The 13,964-nt window shown below is 29.9% G+C and carries 10 protein-coding genes; 6 read left to right on the forward strand and 4 right to left on the reverse strand.

All coding sequences use genetic code 11. The annotated features are described in order from the left end of the window. Positions 1 to 15 precede the first annotated feature (15 nt). Positions 16 to 663 carry a DUF2459 domain-containing protein gene (locus ACTG3V_RS07870; RefSeq protein WP_439131609.1) on the reverse strand — a complete coding sequence of 216 codons (648 nt, stop codon included), beginning with the start codon at positions 661 to 663 and terminating at the stop codon, positions 16 to 18. A gap of 29 nt (positions 664 to 692) precedes the next feature. Further along, positions 693 to 1,928, reverse strand: a complete 1,236-nt coding sequence (locus ACTG3V_RS07875) for an ABC transporter permease (protein ID WP_439131610.1) — start codon at positions 1,926 to 1,928, stop codon at positions 693 to 695. Positions 1,929 to 1,932: 4 nt separating this feature from the next. On the opposite strand from ACTG3V_RS07875, the gene ACTG3V_RS07880 reads away from it, so the two are divergent. Next, entirely contained in the window at positions 1,933 to 3,201 is a 1,269-nt protein-coding gene (locus ACTG3V_RS07880) for an exo-beta-N-acetylmuramidase NamZ family protein (protein ID WP_439131611.1), read from the forward strand. Positions 3,202 to 3,229: 28 nt separating this feature from the next. Here the strand turns inward: ACTG3V_RS07880 and ACTG3V_RS07885 are convergent, their stop codons facing one another. Both ACTG3V_RS07885 and ACTG3V_RS07890 read right to left on the reverse strand, forming a co-directional pair. Further along, positions 3,230 to 4,279: a pentapeptide repeat-containing protein gene (locus ACTG3V_RS07885; RefSeq protein ID WP_439131612.1), complete on the reverse strand. Its 1,050-nt coding sequence runs from the start codon at positions 4,277 to 4,279 to the stop codon at positions 3,230 to 3,232. A 26-nt stretch (positions 4,280 to 4,305) separates the two neighbouring features. Next, positions 4,306 to 4,830 carry a YkgJ family cysteine cluster protein gene (locus ACTG3V_RS07890; protein ID WP_439131613.1) on the reverse strand — a complete coding sequence of 175 codons (525 nt, stop codon included), beginning with the start codon at positions 4,828 to 4,830 and terminating at the stop codon, positions 4,306 to 4,308. 76 nt (positions 4,831 to 4,906) lie between these two features. Between ACTG3V_RS07890 and argS the strand changes: the two genes are divergently transcribed. From argS to ACTG3V_RS07915, 5 genes are all read left to right on the forward strand, one after another. Then, positions 4,907 to 6,682 (forward strand): arginine--tRNA ligase, encoded by a 1,776-nt coding sequence (gene argS, locus ACTG3V_RS07895; protein ID WP_439131614.1) that lies wholly within the window; start codon positions 4,907 to 4,909, stop codon positions 6,680 to 6,682. Between the two features lie 163 nt (positions 6,683 to 6,845). Further along, positions 6,846 to 8,234: a dihydrolipoyl dehydrogenase gene (gene lpdA, locus ACTG3V_RS07900; protein WP_439131615.1), complete on the forward strand. Its 1,389-nt coding sequence runs from the start codon at positions 6,846 to 6,848 to the stop codon at positions 8,232 to 8,234. Between the two features lie 231 nt (positions 8,235 to 8,465). After that, entirely contained in the window at positions 8,466 to 9,479 is a 1,014-nt protein-coding gene (locus ACTG3V_RS07905; RefSeq protein WP_439131616.1) for a HEAT repeat domain-containing protein, read from the forward strand. After that, positions 9,480 to 11,045: a glycosyltransferase family 2 protein gene (locus tag ACTG3V_RS07910; protein ID WP_439131617.1), complete on the forward strand. Its 1,566-nt coding sequence runs from the start codon at positions 9,480 to 9,482 to the stop codon at positions 11,043 to 11,045. 10 nt (positions 11,046 to 11,055) lie between these two features. After that, positions 11,056 to 13,944 carry a YaiO family outer membrane beta-barrel protein gene (locus ACTG3V_RS07915; RefSeq protein ID WP_439131618.1) on the forward strand — a complete coding sequence of 963 codons (2,889 nt, stop codon included), beginning with the start codon at positions 11,056 to 11,058 and terminating at the stop codon, positions 13,942 to 13,944. The last annotated feature ends 20 nt before the right edge of the window (positions 13,945 to 13,964 follow it).

Raw genomic sequence — 13,964 nt, forward strand, 5'->3', positions numbered from 1 at the left:
TTAGCAAACGTACTTTTATTTATATTTTTTTAGCAATACAAAATCGAAAGGTGTCCATAAACAAGACTTTAATCCACTTTCTTTAAACCCCTTATTCACCCAACTATTGCAAGTATTAAAACAAGAATAACTTCCTTTTGATTTATAAAAATCGTCTATTAAAGAATAACCTTTATTTTCAAGTAGTATTTTCATTCCGTTTTCATTAACCTCAAATGTATTCAGCACATAATTGTTTAGTTTTCGTAATTCAGATTCTGTAACTTTTATTTGAATCCAATCTAATCGTTTCTGTCTATAACGAGTTACGTGCATTAAGGTTGAACTTTCTAAAAACATTGCTTTAAAAGCATTGCTAAAAGTTAAATCTCCCCAAGTTGGTGTGTTTATATAAAAGTTTTCATCTCCCCAACCAAAAGATAAATATTTATCGATATTGTTATGTTTTACTCCTGATAACACTAAACTGTCTACATTTTCTATTGGAATTACAAAGTCCAAATGAACTCCATTTGTAGTTAAATATATCAGTTTTTCAGAACTTTCATTATTCTCGATTCTATCAACTGTAATTAAAGAGAGAATTAAAGAAACAATTATGTATGTTGCTGGAATAAGTAGTACATATAAAACCCATTTAAATATTTTCTTTACTATTTTCATATCGCTGTGAGCATATACTTGCCATACTTCTATGTAAACTTAATAGATTTTGATGGCTCTATTTTTGTGATGATATAAGAAGGTAAAATCAACATTAAAAAGCACAACAACAAGGTTCCTAAATTAAGTAAAATAATAGCGGTGATAGAGAGATAAACAGGCATTGTTGTTACATAATAAGTCTCTGGGTTAAGCGTAATCACTTTAAAAAAATATTGAACCCCAATAATTGATAAACCAATAATATTACCCCAAAACAAGCCTTTTAAAATCAAGTAAGAAGCATTGTATAAAAATATTTTTCGAATGCTGGTATTGTAACTTCCTAAAGCCTTAAGAATACCAATCATCTGTACGCTTTCTAAAATTAAAACCAGTAATGCAGTAATCATATTAATACCTGCAATTACAATCATAATAGCGATGATAAACCAAACATTATTATCAAATAATTTAATCCATTCAAAAACATTTGGGTAAGCATCAACAATGGTTTTTCTATTTAATGTTGCACCTATTTGTTGATATACCTCATCACCTTTTGCATCAATTTCATCAAAATCATCTAATAAAACCTCAAAACCACCTACTTCATTTTCCGACCATTTATTGAGTTTTTGCACCTCTCTAATATCACCAATCATTACACTTTTATCAAACTGAGCAAAACCCGAATTGTAAATACCAGAAACAATATATTTTTTGTTTGATGGCAATTTACTCATTGAGGTTTTTAAAAAAGTAGCTAAAATAGTGTCATTTAATTTTAATTGTAAACGATTTACCACAGTTTCTGAGAGTAAAACTTCTCTTGTTCTTGGTTGATTAAAATCTGGTACTTTACCTGCTATTAAATATTCTTTAAAAAAAGACCAATCGTAATCTGTAGAAACTCCTTTAAAAATGATACCCTCAAAATCGGTTTTAGTTCTTAAAATACCTCCTTTATTCGCAAAAACTTGCACATTTTTAATACCTGAAATATTTTTGAATTTCGGATAAAAATCTTGGTTTTTCTTTATCGGTGTTGTAGAAACTTCAGAATTATTGTTATCGTAATTCACAATTTGAATATGCCCTTTAAAACCTGCCATTTTATCGCGGATTTTATATTGTAGTCCTGCACCTGTAGCTACTGCAATAAGCATAATTATAATTCCTAATGCAATTGCAGTGATTGCAATTTTTATTATTGGTGATGAAATACTATTTTTATACTTTTTGCCAGTAATAATGCGTTTTGCAATAAATAACTCGTAATTCAAATTGATGACTCTTTTAAACCTTCGTAAAAGTACCTATTTATTTTTATTTTTAATGATGAATTTTCAGCTGATTTCTTGTGCTAAACAAGTTCAGCATGTTGAGCATAGAGATTTGAGTGCGGAAAAAAAGCAATTAGAAATAATAACTGGAGCTGAAAGAACAAATGTATACCTTAACGAATTAAAAGGAAAAAATATAGCCATTGTTGCCAATCAAACCTCGGTTTTATCTGTTTTAGAAAGAGCAGAAATTGCTCCTAATGTTATGGGATCTAAAAATGTACAATATCATTTAGTCGATTTTCTTAATAACTATAAAAACATACATGTTAAAAAAGTATTTGCTCCAGAACATGGGTTTCGAGGAAAAGAAGATGCAGGCGCAGATGTAAAAGACGGTACAGATTCAAAAACAGGTTTACCCATTTTATCACTTCATGGAAAACACAAAAAACCTACAAATGAACAGTTACAAGGTATAGATGTTGTTGTTTTTGATATTCAGGATGTTGGTGTTCGATTTTATACCTATATCTCTACCTTACATTATGTGATGGAAGCTTGTGCAGAAAATAACGTTTCAGTGATAATTCTTGACAGACCCAATCCAAATGGGCATTATATTGATGGCCCAATCTTAGAAAAAAAACATTCAAGCTTTGTAGGTAAACATCCTGTTCCTGTAGTTTATGGAATGACAATTGGCGAATATGGCAAAATGATAAATGGAGAAAAATGGCTAAAAAATGGAGTTCAATGCAATTTAAAAGTAATTCCTTTAAAAAACTATACACACAATTCTGAATATAGTTTAGCAATTAGACCATCTCCTAATTTACCAAATGATAAAAGTATAAACCTCTACCCTAGTTTAGGTTTTTTTGAAGGAACTACTATAAATGCTGGTAGAGGGACAGAATTTCAATTTCAAAGATATGGAGCGCCTTTTTTTCCTAAAGTTGAATTTAGCTACACTCCAAAAGCTAATTTTGGTTCAAAATACCCTAAACATAAAAACAAACTTTGTTTTGGTGTAGACTTATCTCAGGAAGAAAAATTATCTGAAATTAATTTAAAATGGTTAATTGATGCCTATCAAAAAACACCTAAAAATGAAAAATTCTTTGGTAGTACGTTTACTATCCATGCAGGTAACACCATTTTACAACAACAAATTGAACAAGGTTTATCAGCTAAAGAAATTAAAAAAACATGGAAGAAAGATTTGGTGGCTTTCCAGAAAATTAGGAAACGTTATTTGATATATAATTAAAATCTTAAAACTTAGCGTCCACTTTAACCTACTTTCTTAAAACCGTCAAAACCTTTGCATCAAAAACTTTAGAATAAGCACTATCAACCTCGTAATTTTCAAACAACTGTGTTGCACCTTTTAGTTTTAATTCGTCTTTTAAATACGTCAACCAATCAGCTCTATCAACAATAGCGTTGTCTAAAATTGCATCTGTTACATCTGCTTTATTAAATTTTGTTTTTAATAAAATTGCTTCAGAAAGATTGGCATTGATTAGTTTTGTGTAACTTAAATCTGCATATCCTAAATCTGCATTTTGAAAATTTGTATTTTCAAAACGAGCTCTTCTAGCATCCACTTTTACTAAATCTGCATTCGATAAATCTGCATCTTTTAAATTAATTCCCCTTAAAATTACACTGTATAGATTTGCTCCTTTTAGTTCAGATTTTGTAAAATCACTTTCTTGCAAAATATTATCCTCTAAAAAAGAGGCACTTATATCACTTTTACAAAGCGTAATTAGTAATTGACCTCTTTCTGGGCTTATAGTCTTATCTATGAGTTGGTCATTCACCAAATATCGATAAGGTTTCATTGCCCTACTTAATCCTACAATTCTACCTACTAAAGTTTTAGATAGTTTTCTACTCTTTTTGGTTTCAAGCTCGGTATTGATATCACTTAAAATATCACCCATAATAAACATTTGAGCTGATCTTCTAGAAGCCTCTGCCAAATAAGTTTGCTCTTGTATTTTTTTATTTTGAATTTTTAACAAATGATTTTGATAAATCATTAAAGTAGTTGGTAGCAGTGCAATCAATAAAGCTACTACCCCAATTCTAGTTAACCTTTTTACAATGCTTGCAATTAAATCTGATGTGGTTTGTAATGAAATTCGTTTTTGTTCATTAAACTCTTGAATGGAATTATAAATACTAGTTTTTAGATTTTTACCAGCAATAAAAGTAGCTGTAAAGTTTACCAAAAACTTCCACTTCTTTTTATTGAATTTCTTTGGATTTTCAAGTTTTGCTATTCGCTCTTTTAGTTGTAGATTTTCTTTTTCTAGTTCTTCAATTTTGTCATGCATAGTCTACTTTTTAGTAAAATTTCGTTTTACTTTCTTCTCTTTTTTATTTTGTAACTATAAGGAATTTCTTTTTTTAAAGCCTCCACAATATTATATGTTGCTGGACAAATAAAAGTATTTGCAATTGTTAAATCTGTAATTTGAATAAACTTTCGCCTGTCTGTGTGAGGGTATTCTGCACAAGCTTTGGGCCTTACATCGTAAATAAAACAAGTATTATCAGATTCATCTAAAAAAGAACAAGGAGCCGTTTTTAGTACCATAAAATCGTCTTCATCTCTTTCTAAATATTGATTAATAAAATCAGCAACTTTAAGTTTTAAATGTTTAGAAATCCGATCAATATCTTTCTCTGTAAATATCGGACTCGTTGTTTTACAGCAGTTTCCACAAGCTAAACAATCTGTTTTTTCAAATTCTTTAGTATGTAAATCTTGCATTGTTACATCCAAATTTTTGGGCGTTCTGCGTCTTAAATTGGCAAAATATTTTTTGTTTTCTTTCTTAGCTTCTTCAGCTAATTCAGGCAATTGTTCTAAGAGTTTTTGCATTCACGAAAAATACAATTATTTCTCATAAAATTTACACTAAATTTATGTATTTTCGCAAACCAATTTTAAACAAGTAATGAACATACAGAACATTATAAAAACCAAAGTAAAAGAAGGTTTTTTAGCTTTATATGATGTAGAAATTCCAAGTGTAGAATTCCAGGCAACTCGAAAGGAATTTGAAGGCGATATTACTGTGGTTGTTTTCCCAATGTTACGTTACAAAAAAGGAAACCCTGTTCAAATTGGTTCAGAATTAGGGAATTATATTGTTGAAAATGTTGCTGAAATCAGCAATTTTAATGTAGTAAAAGGTTTCTTGAATTTAGTGATTGATGATAACTATTACCTAAATTTTTTCAACTCCATTTACCAAGATGCTAATTACGGTTTTATATCTCCAAAAACTGATGAAAAAGCAGTTATGGTTGAATATTCATCACCCAATACCAACAAACCTTTGCATTTAGGACATGTTCGTAATAATTTATTAGGCTATTCTGTTGCAGAAATTATAAAAGCTGCCGGTAAAAAAGTCTATAAAACACAAATTATTAACGATCGTGGAATTCATATTTGTAAGTCGATGTTGGCTTGGGAAAAATTTGGAAATGGAGAAACACCAGATTCTACAGGCTTAAAAGGCGATAAATTGGTTGGTAATTATTATGTAAAATTCGATCAAGAATATAAAAAAGAAATTGCTCAATTAATAGCCGAAGGAAAAACTGAAGAAGAAGCAAAAAAACAAGCACCACTTTTATTAGAAGCACAAGAAATGCTGCAAAAATGGGAAGCTGGAGATGAAAAAGTAGTTGCACTTTGGGAAACTATGAATGCTTGGGTTTATGCTGGTTTTGATACAACCTACAAAAATATGGGTGTTAATTTTGACACTTTATATTACGAAAGTGATACTTATTTATTAGGAAAAGATGTAGTTCAGCAAGGTTTAGAAAAAGGTGTTTTTTATAAAAAAGAAGATGGTTCTGTTTGGTGCGATTTAACTGAAGATGGTTTAGATGAAAAAATTGTATTGCGTTCTGATGGTACTGCAGTTTACATGACACAGGATATTGGTACAGCCATTCAACGTGTAAAAGATTTTCCAGATGTTGGTGGAATGGTTTATACTGTTGGTAATGAGCAAGATTACCATTTTCAAGTATTGTTTTTAATCCTAAAAAAACTAGGTTTTGATTGGGCTAAACAACTACATCACCTTAGTTATGGAATGGTAGATTTACCTTCTGGAAAAATGAAATCAAGAGAAGGTACTGTGGTTGATGCTGATGACTTAATGGTAGAAATGACAAGTACAGCCAAAGAAATCTCTGAAGAATTAGGTAAATTAGATGGCTATTCTGATGCAGAAAAAAATGATTTATATAAAACCATAGGTTTAGGTGCGTTAAAATATTTTATCTTAAAAGTTGATCCTAAAAAAAGAATTTTATTCGACCCAAAATCATCTGTAGATTTTCAAGGAAATACTGGGCCTTTTATTCAATATACCTATGCCCGAATTCAATCTATCATCAGAAAGTCAAATTTTGATTACTCAAAACCAGTTGCCATAGATTTACATGAAAAAGAGAAAGAATTGTTAAAACAACTAGAGATTTATCCTGATGTTATTCAGCAAGCTGCTGAAAATTATTCACCAGCAGTAATTGCGAATTACACTTATGATTTGGTGAAAGAATTCAACTCTTTTTATCAAAATGTATCTATTTTAGGAGAAGAAGATTTTAATATAAAAATATTTAGAGTACAATTATCAAAAAAAGTTGCAGAAACTATACAATCTGCATTTTCATTATTAGGAATTAAAGTACCTAAAAGAATGTAATATCTTAAAATCTATAGGCAAAAGTAAGAAATTCATTAAAATTTAAATATATTAGTTCATAACTTGAAATCAAAACAAATTATAATTAGATTTGAACTTTTTTTAACATACTTTAACATTTAAATCTTAATTTTAGTTCGTTTAAAATTAAATAAATAAAAACATGAAATACGATATCATTATTATTGGAAGTGGACCTGGAGGATATGTAACAGGAATTAGAGCATCACAACTAGGCTTTAAAGTTGCAATTGTAGAAAAAGAATCTTTAGGAGGTATTTGTTTAAATTGGGGATGTATCCCAACAAAAGCATTACTTAAATCTGCTCAAGTTTATGATTATTTAAAACATGTAGATCAGTATGGTTTAAAAGCTGAAGCTATTGATAAAGATTTTGACGCTGTTATTAAACGCAGTAGAGGTGTAGCTGATGGAATGAGCAAAGGTGTAGCATTTTTAATGAAAAAAAACAAAATCGACATTATAGATGGTTTTGGTAAAATTAAAACTGGTAAAAAAGTAGATGTTACAGCAGAAGATGGAACCGTTACAGAATATAGTGCAGATAACATTATTATTGCTACAGGAGCGCGTTCTAGAGAACTACCAAACTTACCTCAAGATGGTAAAAAAGTAATTGGTTACAGACAAGCAATGACCTTACCTAAACAACCAAAATCTATGATTGTTGTAGGTTCTGGTGCTATTGGTGTTGAATTTGCACATTTTTACAATACAATGGGTACAGAAGTAACTATTGTAGAATATATGCCAAATATTGTACCTGTTGAAGACATTGACATTTCTAAACAATTTGAACGTTCAATGAAAAAAGCTGGTGTTACAATAATGACTAATTCTTCTGTAGAATCAGTTGATACATCTGGTGAAGGTGTAGTAGCAACTGTTAAAACAAAAAAAGGAGAACAAACTCTAGAAGCAGATATATTATTGTCTGCTGTTGGTATCAAATCTAATATCGAAAATATTGGTTTAGAAGATGTTGGAATTATTGTTGATAGAGATAAAATTTTAGTAAACGATTATTACCAAACAAATATTCCTGGTTATTATGCCATTGGAGACGTTGTTCCAGGACAAGCTTTAGCACATGTTGCATCTGCTGAAGGAATTACTTGCGTTGAGAAATTAGCTGGCTTACATACAGAAAAAATTGATTATGGCAATGTACCTGGTTGTACTTACGCAACTCCAGAAATTGCATCTGTTGGTTTAACAGAAGCTAAAGCAAAAGAGGCAGGTTACGAATTAAAAGTAGGTAAATTTCCTTTCTCTGCTTCTGGTAAAGCTAAAGCAGCTGGTACACCTGATGGTTTTGTAAAAGTAATTTTTGATGCTAAATATGGCGAGTGGTTAGGATGCCATATGATTGGTGCTGGTGTAACAGATATGATAGCAGAAGCTGTACTTGGGCGAAAATTAGAAACAACAGGACATGAAGTATTAAAAGCAATACATCCTCACCCAACCATGAGTGAAGCAGTTATGGAAGCTGTGGCTGATGCTTATGATGAGGTGATTCACCTATAATTATTGTTATTTGAAAGAAAAACAATACACTTAGGCAGATATTTTTGTTAGATTTGCTGTAAGTTATATATTAAAAAATCCCTCACTTTAACGACTATAAAAATTTAAATTATATAAATGGGTTTCGTTGAGTGGTTTCTTTCTTTTATCTATAAGATAAAGACTTTTCCTCTTATTATACAAATTACTATTGTATTAACAATGGTTTTTATAATAGCTACTTTGGCTCTTATGATAACTATTTACACGATAAGAAGAAGACACAATAGATTGCAGAAAACACTCGAAAATAGTGTTCCTGAAATTATAAAATTGTTTGATGATATTCTTTTTACCGATAAAAACTATACAGAACAAGAAGTTTTTACTAAATTCGAAGATATTGTTGATGAAGTAAATAGAGAATCTTTAGATATAGCAGTTAGTATTTTAGTTGATTTTAAAAATGATGATAAAGAATCAGAAAAATATCCATTAATTATAAGTGCATTAGGTATAGTTGAACACTTAGAGCGTAAATTTGATTCGCGATCCAACAGTGAAAAAATTGATGCATTTCAAGAAGCGTTTGTATTAGACTTAAATAAGTTTGATTCAAAAATTTTAAGATATGCCTACAGTAAAAACAAAATGATTCGTAGTGAAGCAAGGAACTCTCACCTTGCCTTAAGTTCTAATGATCCTTACCGATTTTTTGATGAATTTGATAGAAACTTAAGTAAATGGGATGAAATTGAGTTAATGCAATATCTACAACTTCAAAAAGAAAGAGGTAACTTAGAAGGTTTAGGAAAATGGATCAACTATTCAAAAAATGATTCTCTTGTAGTGTTTCTAATTAAAATGGTAGGCTTTTTTAAGCAAAAAGGTATAGACGAAATTTTAATAGAAAAACTTGAAGATGATAACGAATTAGTAAGAGCAGAAGCAATTTTAACATTAGGAGAATTAAATATTACTGAAACTGAACAAGAGCTAATTGACAGGTATTATACTGAGCCAGAATTGTGCCAAGTTGCCATTATAAAAACAATAAGAAAATTCAATACAGGAAAGTCTTTAAATTTTTTAGAAAATATTTTTCAAGATTCTAACAACATCGATACTAAAAAAATTATTGCAGACGCAATACTTAACTATAGTTATGAGGGTAAAATAGCTTTTCAAAATTTAAAAAGTACTTTGAAAGGTTTTGATCAAATTATTTTAGAGCACATTGAAACTCCATTAATTAAATACAAATAGATGTTTGAAATTTTTGTAACAATTTATGAGTATTTTATATTTTTTTATGCAACTTCATTAATTTTAAGTTACATAATACTAGCTATATTTTCTTTTTTAGCCATAAATAGATATAAAAGTTACAACACAGATATAGATGATGAAGAATTGTTAAACTCTGAGTTAGCACCAGGAATATCTGTAATTGCACCAGCGTATAATGAAGAAAAAACAATCATTGTAAACGTTAAATCATTATTAACTTTAAACTACCCACTTTTTGAGGTAATTATTGTTAATGATGGTAGTAAAGATGACACCTTAAAACTGCTTATTGAAGAATTTGATTTGGTTGAAGCGCCCTTTGCGTATGTAGAGAAAATTAAAACCAAACCCTACAAAAGAACTTTTAAATCACAAAACCCAAAGTATGACATTCTTACCATTATCGATAAAGAAAATGGTGGTACAAAAGCAGATGCTTTTAACGCGGGTTTAAATGCTTCTGTATTCCCATATTACTTAAATACTGATGTAGATTGTATTTTGGCAAGGAACACGCTTACAAAAATGATTAAGCCAATTTTAAGTTCTAAAACTACAGTCATTGCTGTGGGGGCAACACTTAGAATGTCTAACAATTGCGAAATTGAAGAAGGAATTATTACTAGAGTAAGACCACCAAAAGCATTAATTCCACGTTTTCAAGAACTAGAATATATTAGATCTTATTTATTAGGTAAAATGGGTTGGGAATTAATTAATTCTGTACCCAATGTTTCTGGTGGTTTAGGAATGTTCGATAAAGATATTGCTATTAAAGCAGGTGGATATGGTGCAGATTCGCATGCAGAAGACATGGATATGTTAACAAGAATGGCTGCTCATATGATGAACAACAAACTAGACTATAAAATTGGTTATATACCTTTATCTTGTTGTTGGACTGAAGGCCCTCCCAATATCCAGATTTTAAGTAGACAGCGAACAAGATGGGCCAGTGGACTATTTCAAATGTTTAGCGATCACAGAAAAATTTTATTTAACCCAAGTTATAGAAGGTTAGGCTTAATTACATTTCCATATATTTTTATATTTGAATTCTTAGCACCAATCATAGAAGCTTTTGGAATTTTATTTTCAATTTTCTTACTTTTTTATGGATATGTAAACTGGAATTTTGCACCATTAATACTATTGTATTCTTACACGTTTGCAATAATGATTTCATCTATTGTAATTATTTGGGATCAGATGACATTTAAATATTACAATACAACAAGAGAAGTACTTTCTCTATTTATTACAGCATTTATAGAGCCTTTCATTTATCACCCAATGATTATGTTTTTCTCTTTAAAAGGATATTTTAGTTACATTACTTCTCGAGAATTAGCTTGGGGAACAATGACAAGACAAGGGTTTGATAATGAAGATGATAAAAAGAAAAAATCTGATGGCAATGACAACAGTAATAATGATGGTGGAAATTCATCAAATAATTCTGATGAAAAAAAATCAAGTATTTTCGACAGACTCAAGAAAAATAAAAATTCTGGCTCAGATTTTGAGCCTATAAAAACATAAGTTACTTATTATGAAAATAAATAAGTCCATTTTAATTCTTATTGTGGTAGTGGTATCACAATTTAAAAGCTTTGCCCAAGAGCAATTTGATTCTTCCGATTTATATTTTGAAGAAGCAAAAAAAGACATTGCTGAACAAAACTTTACACGTGCAGCAAAAATGAGTTGGAGAGGGTTACAATTAGCTCCAGATGATTTAGATTTAAAGGTACTTTTAGGTAAATCCAATATAGAACTAGGTAGATACGATACTGCTAGATATGTTTTAAAACAAGTGTATGAAAGACGAAGAAAAGATATTGATGTTTTAAAGTATTTGGTAAATATTGAACATACTACTAAAAGATATTCTGATGCCATTTGTTTTTTAAATGAATTGTTAGAAATAACACCTTACAGTAGAGGGTTTTGGAGAAGAAAAATACTCATTTATAAAGAAATGGGAAACTTTGAAGAAGCTGAACGTGCTTTAAAAAGGTTATATCAAATTTATCCTGATGATACTGAAATTCAGAATGATTATAATTACATCATGCTTAATGATGGAAATAATGCCATTGCTGAAAAAAATTACGATGATGCTAACGAAATTTATAAAACCGTCATCGACAATGATCCAACCAATAAAGATGCATATATTGGGGTAATTCGTAATGAGATGCTTAAAGGTAACCCTGAATACGCATTACAATTTACCAACAGAGCTTTATTAGAATTAAAATTCGACCAAGAGTTAATAGAAAAGAAAATTGGTTTATTAGAAGATTTAGGAAGACATGAAGAAGCCATAGCTTTTATAAAAAACGGTACTGATGTACCTATAGATCGTTTTCCTCAAATACACGCTAAAACTTTACCTTATTTAATGCAGCAATCTGCTAGCTTTAATGAATATAATGACCCATATGAAATCAATAAAAAGTTATTAGAACAAAATGGCAATTCAGAATCACAAAACTATGTGATTAGCAAAGCTATGGGTAAAGGTTTTGATGGTGATGCTGAATATTTTCTTAAGAAAGGAATCAAAAGAAGTCCTAATAACAAAAAACTACAAGTACAATTAATGGAATTGTACAGACCAATTAAAGATAGAGAACGCTTTGAAAAAGAAGTTATTAGTTTACATGAAAAATACCCAAACGATACTGATATTTCTTACAATTATAACCTAATAATGTATAATAGAGCTAAAACTTATGTCGAAAATAGACAATTTGATTTAGCACTAGAAATATATGAAGATTTAGTTTCTTCACCAGATTTTACCAAAGAAGCAGAACAACAAATTTTTGGTATTTATTTAGAATTAGGGCAATATGATGAAGCTACAGATCAAGTTGATAAGTTAATTGGTTTAGAACCAGATAATCCAGATCATTTATTAAGAAAGTCTTCTTTGTATGCTAAAATGGATTTGTATGAAGATGCTTTAAACATAACTAGAGGTTTAGAACAAAGTAATCCTTTAAGTGAAAAATATCCTAGAATTTACGTTGGACAAACTGTTGAATATGCACGCTATTTGATGAAAATTCAACGCTATGAAAAAGCTTTAGAAGTTATTGAAGATGGTTTAACAAGACAAAATGATAATAAAGATTTATTAAATTTAGCCATCAATGCGTCATCTGCAATACCAGATTATCCAACAGGAATCAATTACAACAGAAGTGCGCTAAGCTTTTATCCTAATAACAAAAATTTTAAAATTAAGCTTTCAAGTTTATTAGCACAAAACAAACAATATGATGAGGCTATTGCTGTTTTAGATTCGTTAGAAACGGTATATAAATACGATAGAAAAATCAAAAACTCTTTAGCAGAAGTTTTATGGTACAGAGCTAGAAACAACGAAGATGAAGGTAATATTGACGAGGCTTTAGCTGATTATCATCTTTCAGATTCCTTAAATCCAGCAGAAAAATATTCATTACAAAGAATGGTGAATTTGTACATCATACAAAAACCAAATGATGAAGCATTAGAAATTATTAATGAAAAAATTAAAAAGTATCCCAATGATAATTTCTTAAAATATAAAAAAGGTTTGGTATTCGAATTGATGAAAGAATACGATTCTGCATATTACTATCAACAATTTAGAGAAATTTCAGACCCTTTTGAAAAACAAAAATGGAATGAAGCTCTAGAAACACTAAAAGCAGCGAAACTTAAAAATAAATTAGCAGCAACATACACACAAGCAAATTCAGATTCTTTAGCTTTTAGTACATCTTTAGCAAGTATTGCATACAATTACAGATATGATGAAAAAAACACATTTGGTGCCGCAGTTAATTATGCTGCAAGAAGATCTGGTGTTGGTGTACAAGCGGGTTTAAATTATTCCAGAATATTTAACCCTAAATTGTACGCAGATGTTGGTGTATTATTTGGAAGCCAATTTTTTCCAAAATTTGTTTTGTATGGTAATGCCTATAAAGGGCTTGATAATGGTTATGAAGCACAAGCAGGTATTAGATATTTATACTTACAAAATGATATTAGTTTTTTCCAGCTAAATCTTGGAGCCTCTAAAACGTGGGAAGATGTTTGGCTGAATGCAAAAGTATCTTTAATGAGAGATAACGCATTTACCTATTTTAACTTTGCCACCCAAACACGGATTAATGTTAATGCTAAGGGAGATTATGTAAGCTTCATAGCTTCCTTTGGTAGTGCACCATTTAACGATCAGTTACCAGAAGGTGCAGCAGCTTTCTTAGATTTCTCTAATGTACTTGTTGGTGCTGGTTATGGACATAATATTTCGCCTAGAACCATGCTATTAGTTAACGGGTCTTGGATAAACTTTAAGAGTCCTATTACAGATAGTAATTCGTTACTTTTTATCAACCAATACAATTTAGCGGTTTCAATTATCACAAAATTTTAAAGTTTTTAATGCGCTAACTT

The sequence above is a fragment of the Polaribacter sp. genome (assembly GCF_965660385.1).
Taxonomy (GTDB): Bacteria; Bacteroidota; Bacteroidia; order Flavobacteriales; family Flavobacteriaceae; genus Polaribacter.

What these genes read in the sequence shown, in the direction of transcription:
- argS (WP_439131614.1), top strand. Translation starts at nt 4,907, where the DNA reads ATGAACATACAGAACATTATAAAAACCAAAGTAAAAGAAGGTTTTTTA.
- ACTG3V_RS07905 (WP_439131616.1), top strand. Translation starts at nt 8,466, where the DNA reads ATGATAACTATTTACACGATAAGAAGAAGACACAATAGATTGCAGAAA.
- ACTG3V_RS07885 (WP_439131612.1), bottom strand. Translation starts at nt 4,279, where the DNA reads ATGCATGACAAAATTGAAGAACTAGAAAAAGAAAATCTACAACTAAAA.
- ACTG3V_RS07890 (WP_439131613.1), bottom strand. Translation starts at nt 4,830, where the DNA reads ATGCAAAAACTCTTAGAACAATTGCCTGAATTAGCTGAAGAAGCTAAG.
- lpdA (WP_439131615.1), top strand. Translation starts at nt 6,846, where the DNA reads ATGAAATACGATATCATTATTATTGGAAGTGGACCTGGAGGATATGTA.
- ACTG3V_RS07870 (WP_439131609.1), bottom strand. Translation starts at nt 663, where the DNA reads ATGAAAATAGTAAAGAAAATATTTAAATGGGTTTTATATGTACTACTT.
- ACTG3V_RS07880 (WP_439131611.1), top strand. Translation starts at nt 1,933, where the DNA reads ATGACTCTTTTAAACCTTCGTAAAAGTACCTATTTATTTTTATTTTTA.
- ACTG3V_RS07910 (WP_439131617.1), top strand. Translation starts at nt 9,480, where the DNA reads ATGTTTGAAATTTTTGTAACAATTTATGAGTATTTTATATTTTTTTAT.
- ACTG3V_RS07915 (WP_439131618.1), top strand. Translation starts at nt 11,056, where the DNA reads ATGAAAATAAATAAGTCCATTTTAATTCTTATTGTGGTAGTGGTATCA.